Source organism: Actinomadura soli (assembly GCF_005889715.1).
GTDB classification, from domain to species: domain Bacteria; phylum Actinomycetota; class Actinomycetes; order Streptosporangiales; family Streptosporangiaceae; genus Spirillospora; species Spirillospora soli.
The window spans coordinates 24,296-47,750 of sequence record NZ_VCKW01000033.1; the positions used below are offsets into that span (position 1 = coordinate 24,296).

A 23,455-nucleotide genomic window follows, 5' to 3' on the forward strand; every position below is an offset into this window, starting at 1 on the left:
CGGGACCTTTGGCGGAACCGGCCGGGACGTCGGTCCGTTGTGGCGGACGTCACCTCGAGTAACGCTGAAAGCAACGCTCTATTTGCCGCACATTGCTGCGCGTCGGAAAGGTAGAGGGGACGCATCCATGAAGTCGCCGAAAGCATGGTCACAGGTAAATCGTTGGCGCCGTCGCTGCGGTTTCGACGACAACGACCTGCGCCGCCCGGTGGATCGGATCCAATGGCTTTCCGGCCTGCTTTTGGTCGTGGCATTTCTGGTCGTCACCCCGGGCCTCTGCGTCCAGGCCGTCCAGCACGCCCGCGATTCGGGGGCACGGGCCGAACGGCAGGAGGCCGCGACGCGGCACCGTGTCGACGCCACGGTGGTGAACGTCGGGCGGTCGCGCAGCGGGCGCGAGGTCACCGTGACGTGGATCGACCGGGATGGAACCCTGCGGTCCGGGCACTACAGAAGCTGGCGCGGCGCCCAGATAGGCGATCACCCTGAGGTCTGGGCCGGGCCTGGTCACCGCGTGAACGACTCGCCGCCGCGCACGCACGCGCGGACGGTCGGCGACATGGCGTCGGCCGGAGCGGCAACCGCCACGGCGGCCGGGCTGCCGCTGCTCGGCCTGTACATGTTGCTCCGCCGCCGATTGGACCACCGCCGCTACCGTGCCTGGGACGAAGCCTGGGCCTCGCTCGACCGCCGCCACCGCCCAGCCTGACAGCCGCCGTCCGGTTGCGGGCGGCCTACCCGGTCCGCCCTATGACGGCGACCGCGCATTCGGCGTGATGGATCACTCCGTGGCTGACAGAGCCGAGCCGGGCCAGACCGAGCGGGCGGCGATGCGCGCCGACCACGACCAGACCGGCCGTCCGCGACGCCTTGGACAAGGCGGACACCGGGTGCCCGACGAGCACCTCGTTCACCACCTCGACCAGCGGATATCGCTCGTGCAGCGGTGCGCAGGCCGCGATGATCCGTGCACGTCGCTCGTCGTTCATCCATTCCTCTTCGACGAGGCATTCAGAGTCGGCCAGGGCCGCGGAGACTTGCCAAGAGTGCACGACCCTCGGGCGACGCGCCCCGACACGTTTCTCGGCTTCCAGCAGGGCGGCGCGACCGGCACGTGTGGCGCTTTCCGGCTCGTCGGGCGGGACGAACCGGCACACCTGGTAGGGCCAGATCTCCGCCGCGTCGACGATGTGCAGCGGTCGGCGCCGCAGCGCTGCTTCCTCGGCCGCCCAGTCGACGGCCCGATCTGCGGCGCCGGACCCGTCCGTTCCCACGACGATCGGTGCGGACATCGGATCCTCCGACGGTCAGGCTTCCCCTGCTTCCTCCTCCAGACTCATGAGGATGGTTCGGCGCGGGCCAGGGACGAAAGGTCCACCCGGGGTGGGACCTTCGGCGGCCGCGATCCCTCGTTTGACCTCCATGTTCTCCGGACCGTCCGCCCGCATCCCGCGGAGCGCCTTATCGCGTGGGCGCCCGAACGCGGGACTTTAAGCCTTTTCGGAGGCGACCTCCGCCCCTGCGGCACCGGGTCCCCGTTGGGCTGCACTGGTAGCGGAAACGCCCCGGACCACAGCCTGCCTCCCAGACGGCGGCGCGCAGGAGGTGCACCATGTTGCCGCTCAACGCCCTGGCCATCGCCCCCGTGCTCGCCGCCACACTGGGCCTCAGCCCCGTTCGAGCCGACCCCGACCCCCTCGACGACCAACCCGACCATCCCGACGACGACACCCGCGGCCACTGTCACCGTCACGCCGTCCTCTGTCGGCGTCGGCGGCGCGGCGGTGAGGGTCGCCGCCGTCTGCAAAGACGGGACCGGCAAGGCCGTCGTCAAGTCCGACGCCTTCACCGAGAACGGCGTGTTCAACGGCACCCCCAAGATCACGGTGAAGACTTCGGCGACCGCCGAGCCCGGCAAGTACACCGTCAGCCTGTTGTGCGGCGGCACCACCGTCAGCGCCGCAACCACGCTGCAGATCACCCAGGGGCGCCCACCACTCCTCCGGTGAGCCCGGCACCGACCGGCCCGATCCCGTCCGGCCCGCCGCAGACCGGCGGCGGTTCGACCTCGAGTCCGAGCCCGCTGCTGTTCGGCGGCGTGATCCTGATCGGCGCCGGGGCCGCGGCCGCCGGCACGGTCACGCTGCGCCGACGCCGCGAGGGCGGTGTCTGAGATGCGCCGATGGGGCGGCGTGTGGCTGCCGATCGCGGCCGCCGCCGTCATCATCGGGGTTGTCCTGGTCGTCTTTGGACTCGATCGCGGCGACGGTCCGCCGGACGTGCCCGGAGACGGCCGGAACGGCCCCACCGGCACCGAGCCAGCCCTGGCTCACCAGCTGGTACAACGGCGGCGCCGCGCCGGGCGAGCGCGGCCCGGCCGCGTTCTACGGCCACGTCGACACCCGCGCCTCCGGCCCCGCCGTGTTCTACGACCTCGGACGGCTCAAGCCGGGCGCCCAGGTCAGAGTCCTGCGCCAGGACGGCCGCACCGCGATCTTCCAGATCACCTCGATCGAACAGGTCCCCAAATCCCGGTTCCCTACCGAGCGGGTCTACGGCCGCACCAACGCGCCGACCATCCGGGTCATGACCTGCGGCGGCGAATTCGACCCGGTCAAGCGCAGCTACAAGGACAACGTCATCGCCTACGGCGTCCTCACCGATTCCACGGACTGAAGGTCTTTGGTCCCGGCATGTAGGTCACTTCGGCCCTGCTTCGGTGGGCGCGCACACGAAACGCTGAGGACATGGCCACCAAGTTTCCGCACCAGAACCTTGCCCGGGTCACCACGAAGAGCAAGACGACCCAGCGGCCCCCAGGCGAACACGAGCACTCTCCGCCTCCGGTGCCGAGCCTCGCGGACCGGGCGTGCTGCTGCCCGGCCATGCCGGTCATGGTCGCGGTCATGCCGATCACCGACCCCGACCCGCGCCGGTTGCTGCGGACCGCTCGCTGACGCGTGCCGCCGGTGGACGAAGGCATAAGGCGGCCGAAGGTGGCTAGAAGGGACTTTGGTCCCTTGGTGCCATTGGCGTGGCGGGGTCTTATGAGGTTGTCGGTCGGCACGACCACCGTTGGAGGTCTTCATGTGCCTGGAGCATGTGAGCCAAGTCGTCCGGATCGGAGACGGCACCGCCATCGTTGCGCTTCGGAGGCGGATTGGCCGTGACCGGGCGCGCGCGGAGCATCGCGTTCGCGTCCGGTACCGCCGCGATCAGCGGCGTGGCGATCTTCCTGAACGCGCGCGGCGTGCATGCGGCCAGCGACGCGGCAGACAACACAGCGGCGAAGAACCTCATCGCGGCGGGAGTGTAGCTGCTGACGGCCGTCCTCATGGGACCGAGTCGTGCCGGGCCGACGCGGCGCGGTGGCGGGACGTTCTTGACCGGTGGTCCCTGTGTGCGAGCCCCATCATGAGAGGAGGTCGGGCCAGGTGAAGGCAACGAACGGCGTCACGGCCGCCAATCTGGCGGAACAGCGCTTCTTCTCCGGCCTGCCCGAGCCGCATCTGGCCGCGCTGGCCGCCACCGCCGAGGCGGTGGAGGTCCCGGCCGGGCATCGGTTCTTCGACGAGGGCGATCCAGCCCAGCGTTTCTGGCTGTTGCGCTCCGGAAAGGTGGCGCTCGACCTGCAGGTCCCCGGCCGGGGCGCGGTGGTGGTGGAGACCTTGCCCGCCTCCGCGGTGCTCGGCTGGTCGTGGCTGTTCCCGCCGCACCGCTGGAGATTCGGCGCCGTCGCGTTGGAGCCGGTGACAGCCTTCCGGTTCGACGGGCCGCGTGTGCGGGAGCGGTGCGCCGCCGACCCCAGGTTCGGGCACGATGTGGCGCTGCGGTTCGGAGCGGTGATGGGCGACCGGCTCGAAGCCACCCGCGTCCGGATGCTGGACCTGTATGCGCATCCCGAGGAACTCCGATGACGGCGGACGCGGCCCCGGCGCCCATGGCGCCCGTCCCGTACCGGGTGACGGGCCGGCGCGCCGAGACGGCCGACACGGTCACGCTGACCTTGGAACCTGTCGGGGTGTCCATCGCGGAGCCGCTCCCGGGGCAGTTCACCATGATGTACGCGTTCGGCATCGGCGAGGTGCCGATCTCCGTCAGCCGCATCGGACCGGGACGGGTGCGGGAGCAGACCGTCCGGGCCGTCGGCGCCGTGACCCGGGCCGTGTGCGCGACGAAGCCGGGCCAGGTGGTCGGGCTGCGCGGCCCGTTCGGCGTCGGCTGGGGGCTGGAGTCGGCGCGCGGCCGCGATCTGGTCATCGCCGCCGGCGGGATTGGTATGGCCCCGCTGCGGCCGGTGGTGCTGCGCGCGCTGTCCGAGCGGGAGGCCTTCGGCCGGATCACGGTCTTGATCGGCGCCCGGACGCCCGCGGATCTGCTGTTCACCGACGAGCTGGACGTGTGGCGGGCCCGCGGTGCCCGGGTCGAGGTCACGGTGGACCGGCCGGCCCCGGGCTGGAGCGGTCACGTGGGCCTGATCACGGCGCTGGTGGGCTCCGTGGACGCCGATCCGGTCCGGGCCGCGGCGTTCGTCTGCGGGCCGGAGGTGATGATGCGCGTCACCGCGGAGGCGCTCATCGGGCTGGGGATGCCCGCCGTCGACGTCCGCGTCTCACTGGAGCGCAACATGCGCTGCGGGCTCGGGTGGTGCGGGCACTGCCAGCTCGGGCCGTTGCTGATCTGCCGGGACGGGCCCGTCGTGCCCTACGGGCACGCCGTCCCGCTCATGACCGTCAGGGAGCTGTAGTGATGGGACGACCGACGTTGGCCGTGTGGAAGTTCGCCTCCTGCGACGGCTGCCAGCTCACCCTCTTGGACTGCGAGGACGAGCTGCTCGCCCTCACCGGGCGGATCGAGATCGCGCACTTCCTGGAGGCGACCAGCGCCGCCGGGGAGGGCCCGTACGACGTGTCGCTGGTGGAGGGGTCGATCACGACGCCCGCCGACCTGGAACGCATCCGGCACGTGCGGGCGGTGTCTCGCAAGCTGATCACGATCGGGGCGTGCGCGACCGCCGGGGGCGTCCAGGCGCTGCGGAACTTCGGTGACGTCGAGGAGTTCGCCTCCGTCGTCTACGCGCGTCCCGACTACATCGCCACCCTCGACCGCTCCACTCCCATCTCGGCGCACGTGCCGGTGGACTTCGAGCTGCGCGGCTGTCCGATCGACCGCCGCCAGCTGCTGGAGGTGCTGACGGCCCACCTCACCGGGCGCAGGCCGGACGTCCCCGGGCACAGTGTGTGCTTCGAGTGCAAGAGCCGCGGGAACGTGTGCGTCATGGTCGCCCGCGGCACGCCCTGCCTGGGCCCGATCACCCACGCGGGCTGCGGCGCGATCTGCCCCGCGTACGGGCGGGGCTGCTACGGCTGCTTCGGCCCCTCCCCCAACTGGAGCGGCGCGCGGCCCAACACCCGCGGGCTGCTGCCGTGGCTGGACATGACCGAGGACGAGACGCACCGGGTGCTGGCCACTTTCAACGTCTCGGCGTTCCGCGAGGAGCAAGGGCCGGAGCCCTTGGCTGAGGAGGCCAGCGATGACGCATCGCAATGATCGGACGCTGAAGGTCGGGGCGCTCGCCCGGGTGGAAGGCGAGGGCGCGATGTACGTCCGGGTGCGCGGCGCGGACGTCGAGGAGGTGCGGCTGGACATCTACGAGCCGCCGCGGTTCTTCGAGGCGTTCCTGCGCGGCCGCGCCCACACCGAGCCGCCCGACATCACGGCCAGGATCTGCGGGATCTGCCCGGTCGCGTACCAGATGAGCGCGTGCCAGGCGATCGAGGCGGCCTGCGGCGTGACCGTGGACGGCGTCCTGCGCGACCTGCGGCGGCTGCTGTACTGCGGCGAGTGGATCGAGAGCCACGCGCTGCACATCTACCTGCTGCACGCCCCCGACTTCCTCGGCTACCCGGGAGCGGTCGAGCTCGCCCGCGACCACCGCGCACTGGTCGAGCGGGGCCTGCGGCTGAAGAAGGCGGGCAACACGCTGCTGGAGGTGCTCGGCGGCCGGGCGATCCATCCGGTGAACGTCCGCGTCGGCGGCTTCTACCGGACGCCGGCGCGCACCGAACTGGCCCCGCTCGCCGAGACCCTGCGGCGGGCATTGGACGACGCCCTGGCCACCGTGGAATGGGCGGCGGGGTTCGAGTTCCCCGACTTCGTCCACCACCACGAATACCTCGCGCTGTCGACCGACCGGTATCCGCTGGAGGAGGGCACCCTCCGCAGCAGCGCGGGACGCGCCTTCCCCGCCGCCGATTTCGAGGAGAACATCGTCGAGGAGCAGGTGCCCCACTCGACCGCGCTGCACGCCCGCTTCACCGACGGCGGCATGTACCTCGCCGGGCCGCTGGCGCGCTACTCCCTCAACCACGACCGGCTGTCGCCGCTGGCGCTGGAGGCCGCCGCCCGGGCCGGGCTCGGCGCCGAATGCCGCAACCCGTTCCGCAGCATCCTGGTCCGCGCCGTCGAGATCGTCTACGCGGTGGACGAGGCGCTGCGGATCATCGACGCCTACGAGCCGCCGCCCCGCCCGTCGGTGCCCGTGCCGGCCCGGGAGGGCACCGGGCACGGCGTCACCGAGGCGCCACGTGGCCTCCTGTACCACCGCTACGACCTGGGCCCGGACGGCCTGATACGGGCCGCGCGGATCGTTCCGCCGACGTCGCAGAACCAGGCCGCCATCGAGGACGACCTGCGCCAATTCGTCACGACCCGCCTGCACCTGGACGACCACGACCTGACCCACCACTGCGAGCAGGCGATCCGCAACTACGACCCCTGCATCTCCTGCTCCACCCACTTCCTCGACCTCACCGTGGACCGGTCATGACCATCGTCATCGGCGTCGGCAACGACTTCCGCCGCGACGACGGCGCCGGACCCGCGGTGGTGCAGGCCCTGCGCGGCCGGGTGCGGGCGACGCTCGCGGCGACCGACGGCGAGCCGGCGCGGCTCATCGGGCTGTGGGCCGGAGCGGACCTGGCGATCGTCGTGGACGCGGTCCGCGCGGAGCCGCCCGACCCCGGCCGGATCCACGACCTCGGCGCCGAGACCGCGGCGCTCGCCCAGCGGCCCGTGACCGGCCACGCTCTTGGGCTCGGCGAGGCCGTCGCGCTCGGGCTCGCCGTCGCGCAGATGCCCGTCCGGCTGCGCGTCCTGGCGATCGAGGGGCTCGACTTCGGCTTCGGCCGCGGACTGACCCCGAGGGTCGCCGCCGCCGTCACCACCGTCACCGACCGGATCGCCGCCTCACTCGCATCGCACGTCTCACCGAATCCGTCGCCTGTGAGAGAAAGCCGACCGTCATGAACACTTTGGAACTGACCGGGCTCGGTCCCCTGTACGACGCGCTGCGCCGCGCCGGATACACCGTCATCGGCCCGACCGTCCGCGACGACGCCATCGTCCTGGCCGAGCTGGACTCGATCGACCATCTGCCCTACGGGTGGGGCGTGCGGCTCGCACCCGGCGGTTACCGGCTGCGCCGCAGGGACGACGGCGCCGCCTTCGCCCACGCGGCCGGGCCGCAGTCCTGGAAGCCGTTCCTGCACCGGCCGCGCGTCAAGGTCTGGGAGGCGGACCGGACCGACGACGGCTTCGAGGTCAAGGACGCAGCGCCCGAACCCGGCCGGCTGGCACTGCTCGGCGTCCGCCCGTGCGATCTGCGCGCCATCGCCATCCAGGACCGCGTGCTGACCGGTGGCCGCCACGTCGACCCGTCCTACGCGGCGCGGCGCGACGGCGCCTTCATCGTCGCCGTCAACTGCACCGAGCCCGGCGAGACCTGCTTCTGCGTCTCGATGGGAACCGGCCCGCAGGCGGGCCCGGGATACGACCTCTCGCTCACCGAACTGACCGGCGAGGACAGCCTCCGCTACGTCGTGGACGTGGGCACCGAGGCGGGCGCACGCGTGATGGGCGACATCCAGGCCGGTCCGGCGGAGCCCGCCGTCGTGGACCGGGCCCGCGCCGAGGTGACGGCGGCGGCCGACCGGATGGGCCGCGAGATGCCCGCGCTGGGCCTGCGCGACCTGATGGCGGGCAGCCTGGAGGCCGAACGCTGGGACGAGGTCGCCGAACGCTGCCTGAGCTGCGGCAACTGCACGATGGTGTGCCCGACCTGCTTCTGCACCAGGGTCACCGACACCACCGATCTCACCGGCGACCACGCCGAGCGCTGGCAGCTGTGGGACTCCTGCTTCGACCTGGACTACTCCCACCTGCACGGCGGCGACGTCCGGTCGTCCCCCAAGAGCCGCTACCGGCAATGGCTCACCCACAAGCTCGGTACCTGGCACGACCAGTTCGGCTCGTCGGGCTGCGTGGGCTGCGGCCGGTGCATCGTGTGGTGCCCCGTCGGCATCGACCTCACCGTCGAGGTCGCCGCACTACGCGCCGAGACCGCGCAGGACGGTGCCGGCTGAGCCGTTCACGGGCTAAAGGCCCTCCCGGAAAGGGCTGTTCGACCCCGATCACGAACCCTGGGCCGGGCGAGCATGAAGGCAGGCGCGGGAGGTGCGCGATGAAGCAGACCTTCAAGCTCGGGACGATCCTCGGCATCCCGGTCGGGATGCACTGGTCGGTTCTGGTGATCACGGCTCTGATCGCCGACATCCTCGCCAGAACGGTACTGCCCGCTGCCGATCCGGCGGCGTCCGCCGGTACGCGCTGGGCGGTGGCGGCGCTTGGCGCGGTGCTGTTCCTCGCCTCGCTGGCCGCGCACGAGTTCGCGCACGCGCTCGTCGCCCGCCGCCACGGCGTCCGGGTCGGCTCGGTCACGCTGTGGATGCTGGGCGGCGTCGCGGAACTGGACGACGAACCGCCCGACGCTCGCGCGGACCTGCGCATCGCCGGTGTCGGCCCGCTGACCAGCGCGGCGGCCGCCGTCCTGTTCACCGGGGCCGCGGCGGCCGGCGCCGCGCTGGACGTCGCGCCGGTCGCCACCGCGTCACTGAGCTGGCTGGCGGCGGCCAACGCGCTTATCGCCGTGTTCAACCTCCTGCCGGGCGCGCCGCTGGACGGCGGCCGCATCCTGCGCGCGCTGCTGTGGCGCCGGCGCGGGGACCGGACGAGCGCGAGCCACGCCGCCGATCGCGCCGGGACGACACTGGGCCACGCCATGATCGGCGGCGGGCTGGTCATCATGCTGCTGGTGAGCTGGTTCAACGGACTCTGGCTCGCGCTGGTCGGATGGTTCATCGCCGGCTCGGCCCGGGCCGAGGGACGCTGGACGGACCTGCGCGCCGCCGCCGCGGGCCTGCGCGCCGCCGACATCATGACGCCCTACCCCGACCACGGCTGGTCCTGGCAGCCCGCGGGCCCGTTCATCGAGGGCGTCGCGGCCCGGTCGCGGCAGTCGGTGTTCCCCGTCCTGGACGTGACCGGCGACCCGGTCGGCGCCGTCACGGTGGACCGGCTGTCACGCGTCCCGTCCCAGAAGGCCGGAGCCGCCCTCGGAGACCTCAGCGTCCCGCTGCCTCCCGACCGGGTCACCGGCCCCGACATCCCCGCGATCACACTGCTCCAGCTGCGGCCCATCGCGGGCGACCTCCTCGCGGTCGTGGCCGCCGACCACCGGCTGCTCGGCATCATCACCACCGCCGACGTCCAGCGGCTGCTCCGGCACGACCGGCTCCGGCGAAGCCGCCGTGCCACCCCCTGAACGCGCTGGTCACAGCTTTCACACCTGGGAAGCCTTGAGAGCGGACGGTTCCGCATTGGCGACGCGGTCACGCAAAGCACGCAAGCGCGGGCTGGTGCGCGGTGCCGCCACGAACGTCGCGTCCCGGGTGGACGCCGCGTGCCTCAGCCAGGCCAGGTCGGCGCGGCTCCGAACGCGGGCCTCGGACACCGGACCGGCCGCCGGCTCGGACGGCCTGAGCGGACGCCCGGCGAGCATGACCAGTTCCAGCAGCGGACGGTGACCGGCGGGGCACCTCTCGCCTCGGGTCACCAGCAGGTCTCCCCGCTCTCCCCGATACACCTGTTTGCTCGCGGGCAGCAGCCCGGGGTCCGAGCCGGGCTGAAGCACCGGGACTCCCCGGTGGACGACCAGGCGCGACACCATCTCGGGGTCACCGCCCGCCGCTCCCGCCCCGGCCGGGTCGACGACGAAGCCCTCGATCGGCGCCTCCGAAGCCGACAGAGCGGCGATCGCGTGCTCGTCCAGGCGTCCGCCTACGAACACCGGCACATACCGCATCCCCGCACCGTCGAGCCGGCGCCGTGCCTGGACGCAGCGGCGCATCAGATCGCCGCCTGACACCGCGACGCCCACCCGGGCCCGCATCCGCCGCGAGTGCACCCAGGCCAAGGCCGACCGCACCAGGTCGGTGTCCGCCTCGCCGATGCTCTCGACCAGCAACGCCACCACGCCCGCGTCAGCGGCGAAACCGGCGGTGAGCCCGTCGGTCAGGACGGCTCCGGGCAGCGCCGCCCGCCGGGCCGCATCAAGATCACAGGTCGCGTCGAAACCCCCGATCACCGCCGAGCGGGCCTCGACCGGACTCCGGACCTCACGTCCGGACTCCGGACGGTGGATCAACCGGGCCGCACCGGCCGCCCGGACGATCCCGGCGGCCCGCGAGGCCATCGCGGTCTGGAACCGGAGGCGGCGCAGCAGTTCGGCCTGGACGAGAAAGGCCACCGCGTGCGGCGCGGTCACCTCCAGCACGGGCTCGCCGGCCAGGACCACCCGCCCCTCGGGCACGGCCCGCACCTCACCGGTGAACCGCACCCTGCACAGCGAACGCGCGGTCGCCCGAGAACAGATCCCCGCCTCGGTGAGCATCCCGACATGGTCGCCGCCCAGGCGGAAGTCCAGCAGGTGGCGCAGGCCGTCGCCCAGGCCGGCCGCGACCGCCAACGGACGGTCCAGGCCCTGGACGACCGTGAGGCTGTAGGTGGCCGATGCCATTCCGGCCTTGTGCAGGCGGGCCGCGCTGGCGTCGTCGTCGCCGGTCCGCATGTTCGTTCCTCGCACGGGTTCAGGCCATCGGGACGACAGCGACCGGACTTTGCGCGTGGTGGATGACGCCGTGGCTGACCGACCCGAGTTGCGGGGCGTTCCAGCGCCGGTCGTGGGCGCCGACCACCAGCAGGCGGGCGTTGCGCGAGGCGGTGGACAGCGCGGTCACCGGATGCTCCAGGAGGATCTCGTCCACGACGTCGACCCGCGGGTACTTGGCCCGCCAGGGTTTGTACGCGGCGATGACCGCGTTGCGCAGGTCGAGTTCGATCTGCTCGTAGTCGAAGGCGTAGCCGGCCTCGACAAGGGTGGCGAACGTCTGCCAGGCGTGGACCACCCGGAGCCGGGCGCCGTGAATCATCGCGGCGTCGAAGGCGTACTCCAGCACCGCGTCGGCCTCGCGGATCAGGTCGATGCCCACGACGATCTCGCCGCGGTCGGCGGCGTCCCCGCGCACGATCACCACCGGGACGGTCGGGTGCCCGGCCGCGCGCAGGCTCACCGAGCCCAGCAGCAGGCTGGCGAACCCGCCCCGCCCGCGGCTGCCCAGTACCAGCTCGAACGCCTTGTCCGACTGCTCATGCAGGGCTCGCGGCACCTCTCCGGTGACCAGGGCGGCCGTCGTCACCAGGTCCGGCCACCGCTCCCGGACGCGCTCCCGGGCAGCGGCCAGAACCTCATGCCCGGCACGGTTCAAGTAGTCGGGCGTCTCGGGTGGCACGAACACAGGCGCCCGGTACTGCCGGATCTCCACGGCATGGACGATGTGCAGCGGGCGGTCGCGCAGGACGGCTTCGGCAGCGGCCCAGTCAAGGGCACGGCCGGCTTGGTCGGATCCGTCGGTGCCGACGACGATCGGCTTGGACATCGGGTCCTCCTCTTCGCGGCAGTCGGCTGGTTTCCGTGCGGCCCCGCACGTCAGGCGTGTCCCGGTGGGCACGGCCACCGGTCCCCACGCTTCATCACGGAGTGCCGCATCCGTAGGGCCGAAAGTCCCCCCGCCGGGCGGCCACCGGCCCTCGGAAAACGGGCCGATCGGCAGTTCTCCGGCGTCCCATCGCCTCTGGGAGACCCACCTCATGACCGGCGAGCGTGGGAAAGGCCTGCAGACCCGGAGGGCGGCGAGATGAACGTACGGAGCACGATCATGCGGCACGGTCACGACGTGCTCTTCGCCGTGACCGGCGGAGGACTTGCGGCCGGTGCCGCGCTGCGTTGGGCGGTCGGCACGGAGGCCGGCGACGTCGTCTGGATGCTGGTGACGGTGCTCGCACTCGGTCCGGCGGTGTGGTGGGTACTCGCCGGCCTCATGCACCGCAGGTTCGGCAGCGATGTGATCGCGGTGCTCGCGCTGGCCGGGACCATGGCCGTCGGCGAGGCCCTCGCCGGCGCCGTGATCGCCGTGATGCTCACCGGCGGCCGGCTGCTGGAGGAACGTGCCGGACGCCGCGCCCGCCGCGACCTCGGCGCCCTGCTGTCGCTGGCGCCCCGCGTCGCGCACCGCCGGACCGCCGCCGGTCTGGACACCGTCGACGTCGGCGAGGTCCGGCCCGGCGACGGGCTGCTGGTCCGGGCCGGTGAGACCGTGCCGGTGGACGGGCAGGTGGAGTCCGGGACCGCCGTCCTGGACGAGTCCACGCTGACCGGGGAGCCGCTGCCGGTGGAGCGTCCGGCCGGTGATGCGGTCCGCGCCGGGACGGTCAACGCCGGCGGGCCGTTCGGGCTGCGCGCGACCAGCGACGCCCGGTCCAGCACCTACGCGGGGATCGTCCGGCTGGCCGAGGAGGCCGCCGCCGAGAACGCGCCGTTCGTGCGGCTCGCCGACCGGTACTCGGCGGTCTTCCTCCCGCTCACGCTGCTGCTGGCCGGGGCCGCATGGCTCGCCTCCGGAGATCCGGTCCGGGCCGTCGCGGTGCTGGTGGTCGCCACCCCCTGCCCCTTGATCATCGCGGCGCCGATCGCGTTCGTCTCCGGCCTGTCGCGGTGCGCGCGCCGAGGTGTCGTGGTGAAGGGCGGCGGCACGCTGGAGCGTCTCGCCCGCGCCCACGTGCTGCTGTTCGACAAGACCGGCACCGTCACCACCGGACGTCCCGCGCTCACCGAGGTCGTCCCCGCCCGGCCCGCGATCGCCGCGGACCCGCTGCTGCTCGCCGCCTCCCTCGATCAGGTCTCCCCGCACGTGCTGGCCTCGGCGATCGTGCGCGGCGCCGCCGAGCGCGGGCTGCGGCTCACCGAGCCGTCCGACGTCACCGAGACCCTCGGCCAGGGTGTACGCGGCACCGTGAACGGCCACCGGGTCAGCGTCGGCAAGGCGACCTGGGCCGGGCACGCCGACGCCGCCTGGCTGGAGCAGGTGCGGAGCCGCGCCGCCGCCCGCGGCGCGATCACCGTGTTCGTCGGCGTGGACGGGCGGATCGCGGCCGTGCTGCTGCTGCGCGACCGCCTCCGCCCGGACGCGCCGCGGACGTTCCGGCTGCTCCGACACGCAGGCATCGCCCGGACGGTCATGGTGACCGGCGACCGCGCGGACGCCGCCGGCCCGATCGCCGAGCTGGTCGGCGCCGACGCCGTCCACTCCGGGCTGACACCCGCGGGCAAGGTCGCAGTCGCCCGCGCCGAGAGCGCCCGGACGGCGACCGTGATGGTCGGCGACGGCGTCAACGACGCCCCCGCTCTGGCCGCCGCCGGAGTCGGCGTCGCGCTCGGCGCCCGTGGCGCCACGGCCTCGTCGGAGGCGGCCGACGTGGTGATCACCGTGGACCGGCTGGAGCGGCTGGCCGAGACCCTGGCCATCGCGCGCCGCACCCGGACGGTGGCGCGGCAGAGCGTCCTGGCGGGCATGGGCCTGTCCATGGCGGCGATGGTCGCGGCGGCGTTCGGGCTGCTGGCCCCGGCGGCGGGCGCGCTGCTGCAGGAGGGCATCGACGTCGCCGCGATCCTGTCCGCGCTGCGCGTCCTCGGCCCGGGACGCGACCGCGCCCCGCGCCTGCGCGGCGACGAGGCCGACCTCGTCCGCCGGCTGGACGAGGAGCACCGGGCGCTGTGGCCGCGCATCGAGCGGCTGCCCGCCCTGGCGGACGCGATCACCGCCTCCCCCGGCCGGGAACGCGACGCGGCGATCGACACCCTCACCGGGTTCCTGACCGACCTCGCCACCCACGAACGCAAAGACGAACGGCTGCTCTACCCCGCCGTCGCGCGGGCGCTGGGCGGCTCCGACCCGACCGGCCCGATGAGCCGCGGGCACACCGAGATCGCCGAGCTGACCCGGCGCATCGGCGCGCTCATCACCGAACTGAAAGCGAGCCCCGCATCACCGGAAACCACCAGTGACCTGCGGCGGAGCATCCAGGAGCTGTACGCCGTCCTCCGGCTGCACTTCGCCCAGGAGGAGGAAAACTACTTCGTCCTGGCCGACGTCCACGATCCGGCCGCGCACTGACAAGTCCGGGCAGGGCGCGGAACTCGAGCCCTTCAGCACGCGGCGGAGGACCTTCGTCCACTGCCCTGGCCAAGCGCGGCGGAGGACGCTGAAAGCCCACGAAGGACGGTGAACCGGTCGCCGGACTGAGCAGAGGCTCCGGAAGGAGAACGCCGGTGACGCCGACCGTCGAGCAAGTTCCCGCCGACTTGCGTACGCCCCGCGGCGGGACGGGCCGGGGACGTGCCCGGACGTGGTCCGGGCGCGTCTTGGCGCTGCTGGTCGTCGCCGCGATCTTCGGCAAGGTGCTGCCCGGTCTGGTGGATCTGGAGACTGTCGCCGAGATCCTGCGGACGCGGGTGAGCGCGTCCGAACTCGTCCTGCTGTCGGCGCTCACGGTCTTGTCGGTGCTCGCTTCGGCGGCGGGTCTCAGCGCGGCGCTTCCGGGCCTGAAGATCGTCCCCGCGTCGGTCATGAACGTGGTGACCACCGCGCTGTCCTACGCGCTGCCAGGCGGCGGGGCGGCCGGGGCGGCGTTGAATGTCACGATGTGCCGGGAGCTCGGTTTCCGGGCAGGCCCGATCGCGTTGCAGGTGCTGGTGACCGGCCTGTGGAACGTCCTCACCCGGCTGACCCTGCCGCTGCTCGCACTCGGGCTGCTCGCGCTGGCGTCGGACGTGCCGCCGCAGGTGCGCGGCGCGGGAGTGCTGGGGCTGGGGCTGGCCGCCGTGGTGGTCGCGCTGACGGGCTTCATGCTCTGGCATGATCGCGCGGCGTCCGCGATCGTGGCCGCCGGTACCCGCGCGGCGCGTCCTCTCGCACGGATGCTGCACCGCAGGGTGGACGATCACGCCGGTGATGTGGCGCGGTTCCAGGCCGGGGCGCGTGAGCTGATCCGTGGCCGATGGCCTGCGCTGACGCTGTCCACGGTCGGCTACCAGGTGTGCGTGTTCGCGGTGCTGTACGTGTCGCTGCAGGCGACGGGCGCGACCCGGGTGGGGGTGCTGGAGGCGTTCGCCGTCTACACCGTCGCGCGGCAGGTGACCGTCATTCCGCTCACGCCCGGCAGCGCGGGCGTGCTCGACCTGGCGCTGATCGGCGGGCTGGACCTCGCCGGGGCCGACCTGCCCGCGGTGACGGCGGGCGTGCTGTTGTTCCGGTTCTTCACCTACCTGCTCTACCTGCCGGCGGGCGGGCTGTTGTGGCCGTGGTGGCGGTGGGCCCGCCCGGCGGCCGCCGCACGCCCGCGCGAGGAGGTGTTCCGCCACCCGATGGACGCCGTCCGGCTGGTGCTCGCCCTGGCCTCGCTGGCGGTGCTGGCCGTGGCGAGCCGGGGCGTGCCCGGCTGGGACGCCGACCTGTTCCGGCTGGTGAACGACCTTCCCGACACGATCGAGCCGCCGATGTGGCTGCTGATGCAGGCGGGCTGGATCGGCGCCGCCGCCCTGGCCGCACTCGCCGCCGTCCTCCTGCGCAGGTTCCGCCTGGCCGTCACGCTGTGCGGAAGCGGGACGCTCGCATGGATCGCGGCCAAGATCGTCAAGGACGTGTCCGGACGGCCGCGCCCCGCAGCGCTGCTGGACGGCGTCGCACTCCGGGCGGACGCGACCCCCTGGGGCACCGGCTTCGCCGCCGGGCACACGGCGGTGGCCGCGGCACTGGTCACGGTCGCGGCCGCCTACCTCCCCCGCCCGTACCGGCGCGTCCTGTGGCTGGTCGTCGCCACCGTCGGCGCGGCCCGGGTCTACACCGGAGCGCACTTCCCGCTGGACGTGCTCGGCGGAGCGGCGCTGGGCTGGTCGGCGGGAGCGGCGGCGCTGCTCATCGCCGGGACGCCGCGGCACCGGCCCCGCCTCGCTGCGGTGCGCGAGGCGCTCACCCGCCACGGGCTGACGACGGTGACGGACGTGCATCGCGTGCCGGGCGATCTGCGGCACGCCGTCCCGTTCGCCGCGGACACCTCGGCCGGGCGGCTCTTCGTCAAGGTGATCGGACGCGACCAGCGCGACGCCGACACGCTGCACCGCCTGGGCCGATTGTGGCGCCGCAGGCCGGGCGAGCCACCGTTCGCCACCGCCAAGCATCTCGCCGAGCATGAGGGCTATCTGCTCATGCGCGCCCGGCGGGCCGGTGCGCGGGTGCCGGCCGTCCGGTTCGTGACGGAGGTCGGCGCGGGCAGCTGGGCCCTGGTCATGGATCACGTGGACGGGCGTCCGCTGGACGGGCACGGCGAGCCGGCGCGGGACGCGCAGGACGCCGTGGACGTGGTGGGTGCGGTGGACGACCTGTGGCGGCAGAGTGCGGCGCTGCGCCGCGACCGCATCGCCCATCGCGACCTCGCGCCGGAGAACGTCCTGGTCGACGGGCAGGGGCGTCCCTGGATCGTCGGCTGGGGGCGGGCGGAGACCGATACGACACCAGCCCTGCTCGACGACGACGCGGCCCGGCTGCTCACCATGACCGCCTCGGCCACGACGCGCGCACGAGCGCCGGCGGCCGCCCGCCGCGTTCTCGGCCCTGACGCGACGGCTCGGCTCACCGCACGGTCACGAGACCACGCCGGGCAAACGCCTTCGGGTTCCCTCCGCAAGCGATGGCCTCGTCGCCGCGGCCTCCCGGTGCGCCGCTTCGGGCTGTTCCCGCCGGGGGCGCCCGCCACGGCTCGGCATCCCGGCGACGTGATCCGGGTCGTCGCCGGGCTCGGTCTGTGCCTCTGCCTGGCCCTTTTCGCCGCGGACGGGTTGCTGCTGGGCCCGGAGGCCGGCGTGTTCCGTGTCGTCAACGGCTTGCCGGGCTGGCTGTTCCGGCCGGTCGAGATCGTGATGCAGACGGGCGCGCTCGGCGCCGTCGCGGTGACCGCGGCGGCGGCGCTGGCCGTCCGCCGGGTCCGGCTGGCCGTCGACCTGGCTCTCGGCGGTTCGCTGGCGTGGCTGCTCGCCAAGCTGGTCAAGGACCTCGCCGACCGCGGCCGGCCCGGTGCGCTGCTGTCGGAGGTCGTGCTCCGCGGCGCGCACGAGGACGGGCTCGGGTTCGTGTCCGGCCACGCCGCCGTGTCGGCCGCCTTGGCCACGGTCGCGTCCGCGCATGTCCGCCGCCCGGTCCGGTGGGTCCTTTGGGCGGTCGCGATCGCCGTGCCGGTGAGCCGCGTCTACGTCGGCGCCCATTTCCCGCTCGACGTCGTCGCCGGGACGGCGCTCGGCTGGGCGGTCGGCGGGGCGGTCCACCTGGTGCGCGGCACGCCGAACCACGTTTCGTCACCGGACCAGGTCGCCGCGGGTCTCGCCCGCTGCGGCCTGGCCGGCGCCGAGGTCGCTCCGCTCAAGGCCGACGCCCGCGGCTCGGTCCCCTTCACCGCCGTCACCGGCGACGGGCGCGCGGTCTTCGTCAAGGCGCTCGGCCGTGACCAGCGCGACGCGGACCTGCTGTTCAAGGCCGCCCGGTTCCTGCTCTACCGCGAGGTGGAGGACGAGACACCCATGGCCACCCCCAAGCGGCAGGTGGAGCACGAGGCGTACATGCTCATGCGCGCGGCCGAATCGGGCGCCCGCGTGCCCGCCGTCATCGGCGTGGCGCCCGCCGGGCCCGGCACCTGGATCCTCGCCGAGGAGGCGATCGAAACCGGCGACGCTCCCCTCGCCCTGCACGACGACGCCCGCCTCCGCGAACTGTGGTCACAGGTCGCGAAACTCCACACCGCGCGCATCGCCCACCGCGACCTGCGGCTGGCCAACGTCCTCGTGGACGCCGCAGGGCGTCCCGTACTCGTCGACTTCGGTTTCGCCGAGGACGCCGCCGGCGACGGACGGCTGGCCCAGGACGTGGCCGAACTCCTCGTCTCCACCGCCCTGGCCGCCGGGCCACGGCGGTCCGTCCAGGCCGCGGTCGACGTACTCGGGCTTCCCGCCGCCGAGGCCGCCGTGCCCTACCTGCAACCCCTGGCGCTGGCGGGATCCACCCGGACGGCACTCCGCGACCACCCCCACCTCCTGGACGAGCTCCGCCGCGAGCTGACCGGTGCGGGCGCCACCGGCATCGTGCCCCGGCCGCTGTCGCGGATCCCGTCGCGGCCCTGGTTCCTGCTGCTGCTCGTCGCCGCCGGCTACGTCACCTACCACGGGCTCATCGGCGTCACGGGTCTGCGCTCCCCCATGACGGTCCTCGCGGACGCCCACACGCGCTGGCTCCTCGCGGCCGCGCTGCTGGTGGCGGTCTCCTACGCGGCGGGCGCGGTCGCCTTGATGGGCGCCTCCCCACGCGATCTGGCCTTCGGACGCACCTGCCTGCGCCAGGCCGCCGCCTCCTACGCCTCCCGCCAGCATCCGACCGGCCGGGGCGGCGACGCCGTCCTCGGCGCCTACCTCCGCGACCACGGGGCCGGACCGCACGAGGCCGCCGCGACCGTCGCGCGCACCAGACTGACCGGCGCGCTCGTCCACCTGATCGCCCTGGCCCTGGCCCTGGCCTCAGCCGCGGCGCGGGGATGGGGAGCGGCGCACCCGCCCGGCTGGGCCGAGCCGCTGATCCTGATCGTCGCCGCGGTCGCGGCGCTCGGCACGGTCCTGCTGTGGCGCCGCAGGGCAGAGATCCTCCCGCCACTACGCGCCGCGGCAGCCGGGCTGCCTCAACTGCTGCACCGTCCCAAGCGCCTGATCGCGCTGCTCGCGGCCAGCTCCACGGTCACCACCTGCTCGGTGCTGGCCTTCGTGACCGTGGGCCACGCACTGAACGTGCCGATCTCGCCCGCCGCCCTGGCGGCGGTCTTCCTGCTGCTGATCCCGCTACGCCTCCTCGGTCCCCTCCCGGGCGGCGTGGGGGTCGTCGAACCTGTCCTCGTCCTGGCCCTGGTCACGTTCGGGACCGGGCCCACCGAGGCCGTCCTGACCATCCTGCTCTACAGGATCCTCAGCTTCTGGCTGCCGATCCTTCCCGGCGCCCTGATCCTGCACGCCCCGGCCGGAAACCGGCGGCCGTTCAGTCGCCGGTGAGGTCGCGGCGCTCGAAGAGCAGGCACCCGGCGGCGGCGAGGACCATTGCCGAAGCGGTCATGACGAGCGTGCCGACGAGCTCGAACGGTTCGGCCGGGACTGCCGCCAGGTGGTGGAACGGGGACACGGCCAGCACGAGGTCCGGCCAGTCCAGCGCGGGCCCGATCGTCTCGATCAAGTAGGCGGCGACGGCCGCCGCCGCCGAGCCGGGGACGGTCAGCCGCGGCCGCGCGCCGAGCAGGACCACCGCCAGCCCCGTGGCCAGGGCTGCCACCGGCAGCGGGTTGAGGGTGGCTGCGAGCGTGTCCGCCAGGCCCACGCCCGCGCCGGTCGCGGCGGCGCCGGCCCACATCGCGGCAGCGGAGGCCAGCGCGAGCAGCAGCGCCGACGCCAGGGTCAGCAGGATGTGGCCGCCGAGCCAGCGGCGGCGCGTGACGGGCCGGGTGAGGACGTGGTCGAGGCGGCCGGCGGCCTCCTCGGCGCGGGCCGCGCCGATCCGCCAGCACGCGTACAGGGCGATCAGCAGACCGATGAGGACGCCCATGATGCCGACGAAGCCGTCGGCGACGTCGCCCGCGTCCCAACCGAGCGACTCCAGGATCCGCTGGTAGTCGGGGTCGTCGGCAGCGTAGTCGACGACGGTCGCGATCAGCGTCCCGGCGACGAACGCGTACCCGGCGATGCCGAGCAGCCAGCCGGTCAGCATGCCACGGTTGCTGCGCCAGGCGAAGGCCGCGGGCCCGCCGAGCAGCCGGAGCCGGGCGCGGGCGTGGTCGGGTTCACCGATCAGCGCGTCCGCGGTGTCGCGGCGGGTCCGCAGCGCGACGGCGACGCCGCCGACCACGGCGGGCATTGCCAGCGTGACGGCGAGCACCGCCCAGTTCGGGTCCCGGTAGGGGTGCAGGTCGTCCAGCCAGCCGAACGGGGTGAACCAGCGCAGCCATCCGCGCGGGTCCGCGCTGTTGGCGGCCATCCGGAGCAGGAACAACGCACCGAAGACCGCGGCCGAGGCCGCGGTCGCGCGGCGCCGCACCTGGAACAGCTGCGCGAGCACCGCCGCCACCGCCGCGAACGTCGCGGCGAACCCGGCGAGCCCGAGCCCGAACAGCGCCGAGCCCGCCGCGCCGGTCCCCAGCAGCGCCAGCGGGGCGGCCACCGAAGCCCCCGCCACCAGCGCCGCGCCGCCCAGGACGCCGCACTGCACCAGCACCACGCGGGTCGGACGAATCGGCGCGGCCAGGACGAGCTCGGCTCGGCCGGACTCCTCCTCACCACGCAGGAGGCGGCCCGCCGTCAGCAGCGCCCACAGGCCGGCGATCGCTGCCAGCATCCAGCCGGCGTCCCACACGACGTAGCCGCCGGTCGTCTCGGCCGCGTGCGGGACGCCCTGCAGCATCCGCACGGCCGGGTCCTTCGACAGCGCCGCGAGCTTCTGCCGCGAGGCGGCGTCGGGGTAGGTCCGCTCGTAGGTGACGACCTCGACCACGACGTAGCAGGCGAGGGCCAGCGCCAGCCAGCCCGCGCCGCGCCGGATCAGCCGGACCGTCATCCACGCGACCCCCGCGCCGACCGGAAGGCGCCCCGCCGGGCGCGACCCTGCGGCGGTCCGTACGGGCATGGCCCTGGTCATTTCTCCGCCTCGTAGTAGCTCAGGAAGATCTCTTCCAGCGTCGGCTCGTGGCTGCGGACCCGGACCAGCGGGCAGGCGCTCAACCGGGCCAGCACCGCAGACGGCGACCCGGTGATCGACACCCGGACGCCGCCGTCGATCGGTTCCACCCCGGTCACGCCGGGCACCCCGGCCAGGTCGGGGACGGGGCCGTCCACGATCGCCTCCAGCACCGTCCCGCCCAGTGCGCGCAGCTCCTCCAGCGCGGCCACCTCGATCAGCCGGCCCTCCCGCAGGATGGCCACCCGATGGCAGAGGTCCTGGACCTCATCCAGGATGTGGGAGGAGAGGAAGACCGTCTGCCCGCGTCCCGCGGCCTGCCGGGCCAGTGCCTGGAACTCGGCCTCCATCAGCGGGTCCAGGCCGGACGTCGGCTCGTCCAGCAGCAGCACGTCGGGCCTGGTCATCAGCGCGGCGATCAGGGCGAGCTTCTGGCGGTTCCCCTTGGAGTAGGAGCGGGCGCGCTTCCCGGGGTCGAACCGCAGCCGTTCGATCAGCTCGTCCCGGAACGGCACGTCGACGCTCCCGGACAGATGCCCGAGGTAGGTCAGCGTCTCCAGCCCCGTCAGCTGCGGCCAGAGCGCTACGTCGCCGGCGACGTAGCCCACATGCCGGTGGGCCCGCTCGACGTCTCCCACAGGCACGTCCATGATCCAGGCCCGGCCGGCCGTCGGCCGGGCGAGGCCGAGCAGAAGCCGGATCGTCGTGGACTTTCCAGCGCCGTTCGGCCCCAGAAAGCCGAAGATCTCCCCGCGGCCGACCTTTAGGTCCAGACCGTCCACCGCGACCACCCGCCCGAAGCGCTTCGTCAGGCCCTCGGTCCGTATCGCCCACGCGACCACGGCGCACCTCCTCCATCTTCCGCGATCGACGCTAGGCCGCTGATCGGCGCCTGCCAGCGGCCAAAGGTCCTGAATCGCCCGCCGGCCGGCACGGCGTGAACCGGCGGGACGTTGGTGGCCGGATGCCGGGACGTAGGTCCCTACTGGTGCCGTAGGCGACGTCAGAGCCTTGGAGTGACCAGAAGGCCCAGGGGAGGAGCCGTCATGGGCACGCACGTCACCCGGCAGGACGCGTCCGCACACCTCGTCACGTCGCTCGACGACGATGACGATGACGATGGTCCGCCACGTGTGCTGATCACCGGCGAGCTGGACATGGCCTCGGCCCCCGTGTTCGGCGCCCACCTGGCCCAGCTGATCGGCGACCGGGGTCCAGACGTCGTCATCGACGTCTCCTCCCTGACCTTCTGCGACGCGCAGGGGCTGGCGGCGTTCATCGCCGCGGACGAACTGGCCCACCGCCGCGGCGGCGCCGTCACGCTGGCCGGGGTCCGGCCGCAGCTGGCGAAGATCCTGCGGATCACCGGTCTCGACCGGCGGTTCAAGGGCGCCCAAGCGGCGACGCTCGGCGACGGGCTTTCCGGCCCGGTCAGCCCGGCGGACAGGGACGGCCGCGGGGGGTGAGGGCATGACCATCCTGGTGGGTTACGCGACCGCGCACGGTTCCACCCGCAGCATCGCCGAACGGATCGCCGCCGTGCTGATCCGGCACGGCGTCGACGCCGAAGCCCGCCTCATGGACGAGGTGAACGACGCCGGCGGATACGAGGCGTTCGTGCTCGGCAGCGCGGTCCACGGCCACGCATGGCTCACCGAGGCGATCGACTTCGTGACACGTCAGCACGACGTTCTGGCAGGTCGCCCGGTATGGCTGTTCAGCGTCGGCATGCCGGCCGCCCTGCGCGGACCTTGGCGCCGATACGGCCCCCAAGAGGAGGCGCTCCTCGCGGACGAACTCCACAAAAGACTCGGCGCCCGCGATCACCGGCTCTTCTCGGGCGTATTTCGACGCGAGCACGTGCCCTTCACCGGACACGTAATCTGCAAGGTCCTGGGCTTGCGCTACGGCGACTACCGGGATTGGACGGAGATCGAGACCTGGGCCGCGGCCGTCGCTCGAGAACTCGCGGCCGGCAGACCGGCGTCCGCGCAGGGGGGCGGACGGTGAAACGGATGAACGCGCTGGACGCGGGGATGTTCTTCGCGGAGAACGACACCAGGCCGCTCCAGATCGGGACCGTGACCGTGTTCGAGGGCCCGGCGCCCGAGTTCCCGGATCTGGTGCGGGAGATCTTCGCCCGGCTCCGGCTCGCGCCGCGCTGCCGGCAGCGCGTCCGGACCGTCCCGTTCCACCTCGCGCACCCCGTCTGGGTGGACGACGCGGCTCAGGGGGCCCGGGGCGTCCAGGCTCAACGGTCCGACCGGCCCACGCCGCCGATGGGCGCGGCTAGACATCCCACGGGTCGTAGGTGTCAAGCTGCTTGGTCGGTGTGGTGGGTTTGGGGTGTCCAGGCGGTGGTTTCGCTGTAGGTGGTGTGGGTGCGTAGGCAGCCGTGGAGTGTGCCGACCAGT

General features: G+C 73.4%; 23 protein-coding genes. 18 read left to right on the forward strand and 5 right to left on the reverse strand.

Going from position 1 to position 23,455, the window contains the following annotated elements; genetic code table 11:
• Positions 1-127 precede the first annotated feature (127 nt).
• A complete protein-coding gene (locus ETD83_RS09055; protein WP_456236746.1) occupies positions 128-709 on the forward strand; it encodes an Rv1733c family protein in 582 nt (193 codons plus the stop codon).
• A gap of 25 nt (positions 710-734) precedes the next feature.
• On the opposite strand, the gene ETD83_RS09060 is transcribed toward ETD83_RS09055, so the two are convergent.
• Positions 735-1,292: a universal stress protein gene (locus tag ETD83_RS09060; RefSeq protein ID WP_138644617.1), complete on the reverse strand. Its 558-nt coding sequence runs from the start codon at positions 1,290-1,292 to the stop codon at positions 735-737.
• A 492-nt stretch (positions 1,293-1,784) separates the two neighbouring features.
• On the opposite strand from ETD83_RS09060, the gene ETD83_RS09065 reads away from it, so the two are divergent.
• The 12 genes from ETD83_RS09065 to ETD83_RS09110 all read left to right on the forward strand — a co-directional run bounded on the left by ETD83_RS09065 (position 1,785) and on the right by ETD83_RS09110 (position 9,661).
• The gene (locus ETD83_RS09065) at positions 1,785-2,009 is read left to right on the forward strand and encodes a hypothetical protein (RefSeq protein WP_138644618.1); all 225 of its coding nucleotides are present in this window, start codon (positions 1,785-1,787) and stop codon (positions 2,007-2,009) included.
• Positions 2,006-2,173 (forward strand): hypothetical protein, encoded by a 168-nt coding sequence (locus ETD83_RS42315; RefSeq protein WP_171064098.1) that lies wholly within the window; start codon positions 2,006-2,008, stop codon positions 2,171-2,173. Before ETD83_RS09065 ends, ETD83_RS42315 begins: the two co-directional genes overlap by 4 nt.
• Before the next feature lie 74 nt (positions 2,174-2,247).
• The gene (locus ETD83_RS09070) at positions 2,248-2,676 is read left to right on the forward strand and encodes a sortase domain-containing protein (protein WP_230420773.1); all 429 of its coding nucleotides are present in this window, start codon (positions 2,248-2,250) and stop codon (positions 2,674-2,676) included.
• Between the two features lie 71 nt (positions 2,677-2,747).
• Positions 2,748-2,957: a hypothetical protein gene (locus tag ETD83_RS09075; protein ID WP_138644620.1), complete on the forward strand. Its 210-nt coding sequence runs from the start codon at positions 2,748-2,750 to the stop codon at positions 2,955-2,957.
• A gap of 209 nt (positions 2,958-3,166) precedes the next feature.
• Positions 3,167-3,316: a hypothetical protein gene (locus ETD83_RS42320; protein WP_171064099.1), complete on the forward strand. Its 150-nt coding sequence runs from the start codon at positions 3,167-3,169 to the stop codon at positions 3,314-3,316.
• Between the two features lie 118 nt (positions 3,317-3,434).
• Positions 3,435-3,917 carry a Crp/Fnr family transcriptional regulator gene (locus ETD83_RS09080; protein WP_205717565.1) on the forward strand — a complete coding sequence of 161 codons (483 nt, stop codon included), beginning with the start codon at positions 3,435-3,437 and terminating at the stop codon, positions 3,915-3,917.
• Entirely contained in the window at positions 3,914-4,747 is an 834-nt protein-coding gene (locus ETD83_RS09085) for an FAD/NAD(P)-binding protein (protein WP_138644621.1), read from the forward strand. The genes ETD83_RS09080 and ETD83_RS09085 overlap by 4 nt, the downstream gene beginning before the upstream one ends.
• 2 nt (positions 4,748-4,749) lie before the next feature.
• A complete protein-coding gene (locus ETD83_RS09090; protein ID WP_138644622.1) occupies positions 4,750-5,550 on the forward strand; it encodes an NADH-quinone oxidoreductase subunit B family protein in 801 nt (266 codons plus the stop codon).
• Positions 5,534-6,829 (forward strand): Ni/Fe hydrogenase subunit alpha, encoded by a 1,296-nt coding sequence (locus ETD83_RS09095; protein WP_138644623.1) that lies wholly within the window; start codon positions 5,534-5,536, stop codon positions 6,827-6,829. Before ETD83_RS09090 ends, ETD83_RS09095 begins: the two co-directional genes overlap by 17 nt.
• A complete protein-coding gene (locus ETD83_RS09100) occupies positions 6,826-7,308 on the forward strand; it encodes a hydrogenase maturation protease (protein ID WP_138644624.1) in 483 nt (160 codons plus the stop codon). Before ETD83_RS09095 ends, ETD83_RS09100 begins: the two co-directional genes overlap by 4 nt.
• Complete coding sequence (locus ETD83_RS09105; RefSeq protein WP_138644625.1) at positions 7,305-8,423, forward strand: 4Fe-4S dicluster domain-containing protein; 1,119 nt, start codon at positions 7,305-7,307, stop codon at positions 8,421-8,423. The genes ETD83_RS09100 and ETD83_RS09105 overlap by 4 nt, the downstream gene beginning before the upstream one ends.
• A gap of 98 nt (positions 8,424-8,521) precedes the next feature.
• The gene (locus ETD83_RS09110; protein WP_138644626.1) at positions 8,522-9,661 is read left to right on the forward strand and encodes a site-2 protease family protein; all 1,140 of its coding nucleotides are present in this window, start codon (positions 8,522-8,524) and stop codon (positions 9,659-9,661) included.
• An 18-nt stretch (positions 9,662-9,679) separates the two neighbouring features.
• On the opposite strand, the gene ETD83_RS09115 is transcribed toward ETD83_RS09110, so the two are convergent.
• Positions 9,680-10,966, reverse strand: coding sequence for a beta/alpha barrel domain-containing protein (locus ETD83_RS09115; RefSeq protein ID WP_138644627.1), 1,287 nt, complete (start codon positions 10,964-10,966; stop codon positions 9,680-9,682).
• 19 nt (positions 10,967-10,985) lie between these two features.
• Positions 10,986-11,834: a universal stress protein gene (locus tag ETD83_RS09120; RefSeq protein ID WP_138644628.1), complete on the reverse strand. Its 849-nt coding sequence runs from the start codon at positions 11,832-11,834 to the stop codon at positions 10,986-10,988.
• A 258-nt stretch (positions 11,835-12,092) separates the two neighbouring features.
• On the opposite strand from ETD83_RS09120, the gene ETD83_RS09125 reads away from it, so the two are divergent.
• A complete protein-coding gene (locus tag ETD83_RS09125) occupies positions 12,093-14,408 on the forward strand; it encodes a heavy metal translocating P-type ATPase (RefSeq protein WP_138644629.1) in 2,316 nt (771 codons plus the stop codon).
• A 155-nt stretch (positions 14,409-14,563) separates the two neighbouring features.
• The gene (locus ETD83_RS09130) at positions 14,564-19,372 is read left to right on the forward strand and encodes a lysylphosphatidylglycerol synthase domain-containing protein (RefSeq protein WP_138644630.1); all 4,809 of its coding nucleotides are present in this window, start codon (positions 14,564-14,566) and stop codon (positions 19,370-19,372) included.
• Here the strand turns inward: ETD83_RS09130 and ETD83_RS09135 are convergent.
• Entirely contained in the window at positions 19,359-20,990 is a 1,632-nt protein-coding gene (locus tag ETD83_RS09135; protein ID WP_138644631.1) for an ABC transporter permease subunit, read from the reverse strand. The two genes, ETD83_RS09130 and ETD83_RS09135, sit on opposite strands and share 14 nt — an antisense overlap.
• An 8-nt stretch (positions 20,991-20,998) precedes the next feature.
• Positions 20,999-21,883 carry an ABC transporter ATP-binding protein gene (locus ETD83_RS09140; RefSeq protein ID WP_205717566.1) on the reverse strand — a complete coding sequence of 295 codons (885 nt, stop codon included), beginning with the start codon at positions 21,881-21,883 and terminating at the stop codon, positions 20,999-21,001.
• A gap of 204 nt (positions 21,884-22,087) precedes the next feature.
• On the opposite strand from ETD83_RS09140, the gene ETD83_RS09145 reads away from it, so the two are divergent.
• From ETD83_RS09145 to ETD83_RS09155, 3 genes are read left to right on the forward strand one after another with little or no spacing between them, the layout of a single operon-like run.
• Positions 22,088-22,507: an STAS domain-containing protein gene (locus ETD83_RS09145; RefSeq protein WP_138644632.1), complete on the forward strand. Its 420-nt coding sequence runs from the start codon at positions 22,088-22,090 to the stop codon at positions 22,505-22,507.
• Positions 22,508-22,511: 4 nt separating this feature from the next.
• On the forward strand, positions 22,512-23,051 hold the full coding sequence (locus tag ETD83_RS09150; protein ID WP_138644633.1) for a flavodoxin domain-containing protein: 540 nt from the start codon (positions 22,512-22,514) through the stop codon (positions 23,049-23,051).
• Between the two features lie 5 nt (positions 23,052-23,056).
• A complete protein-coding gene (locus ETD83_RS09155; protein WP_138644634.1) occupies positions 23,057-23,413 on the forward strand; it encodes a wax ester/triacylglycerol synthase domain-containing protein in 357 nt (118 codons plus the stop codon).
• Positions 23,414-23,455 lie beyond the last annotated feature (42 nt).

Excerpts from the sequence above, each read along its gene's own strand:
- ETD83_RS09060 (WP_138644617.1), bottom strand. The coding sequence starts at position 1,292 with ATGTCCGCACCGATCGTCGTGGGAACGGACGGGTCCGGCGCCGCAGAT.
- ETD83_RS09120 (WP_138644628.1), bottom strand. The coding sequence starts at position 11,834 with ATGTCCAAGCCGATCGTCGTCGGCACCGACGGATCCGACCAAGCCGGC.
- ETD83_RS09110 (WP_138644626.1), top strand. The coding sequence starts at position 8,522 with ATGAAGCAGACCTTCAAGCTCGGGACGATCCTCGGCATCCCGGTCGGG.
- ETD83_RS09155 (WP_138644634.1), top strand. The coding sequence starts at position 23,057 with ATGAACGCGCTGGACGCGGGGATGTTCTTCGCGGAGAACGACACCAGG.
- ETD83_RS09095 (WP_138644623.1), top strand. The coding sequence starts at position 5,534 with ATGACGCATCGCAATGATCGGACGCTGAAGGTCGGGGCGCTCGCCCGG.
- ETD83_RS09075 (WP_138644620.1), top strand. The coding sequence starts at position 2,748 with ATGGCCACCAAGTTTCCGCACCAGAACCTTGCCCGGGTCACCACGAAG.
- ETD83_RS09105 (WP_138644625.1), top strand. The coding sequence starts at position 7,305 with ATGAACACTTTGGAACTGACCGGGCTCGGTCCCCTGTACGACGCGCTG.
- ETD83_RS09150 (WP_138644633.1), top strand. The coding sequence starts at position 22,512 with ATGACCATCCTGGTGGGTTACGCGACCGCGCACGGTTCCACCCGCAGC.
- ETD83_RS09135 (WP_138644631.1), bottom strand. The coding sequence starts at position 20,990 with ATGCCCGTACGGACCGCCGCAGGGTCGCGCCCGGCGGGGCGCCTTCCG.
- ETD83_RS09125 (WP_138644629.1), top strand. The coding sequence starts at position 12,093 with ATGAACGTACGGAGCACGATCATGCGGCACGGTCACGACGTGCTCTTC.
- ETD83_RS09085 (WP_138644621.1), top strand. The coding sequence starts at position 3,914 with ATGACGGCGGACGCGGCCCCGGCGCCCATGGCGCCCGTCCCGTACCGG.
- ETD83_RS09100 (WP_138644624.1), top strand. The coding sequence starts at position 6,826 with ATGACCATCGTCATCGGCGTCGGCAACGACTTCCGCCGCGACGACGGC.
- ETD83_RS09145 (WP_138644632.1), top strand. The coding sequence starts at position 22,088 with ATGGGCACGCACGTCACCCGGCAGGACGCGTCCGCACACCTCGTCACG.
- ETD83_RS09115 (WP_138644627.1), bottom strand. The coding sequence starts at position 10,966 with ATGCGGACCGGCGACGACGACGCCAGCGCGGCCCGCCTGCACAAGGCC.
- ETD83_RS09055 (WP_456236746.1), top strand. The coding sequence starts at position 128 with ATGAAGTCGCCGAAAGCATGGTCACAGGTAAATCGTTGGCGCCGTCGC.
- ETD83_RS09090 (WP_138644622.1), top strand. The coding sequence starts at position 4,750 with ATGGGACGACCGACGTTGGCCGTGTGGAAGTTCGCCTCCTGCGACGGC.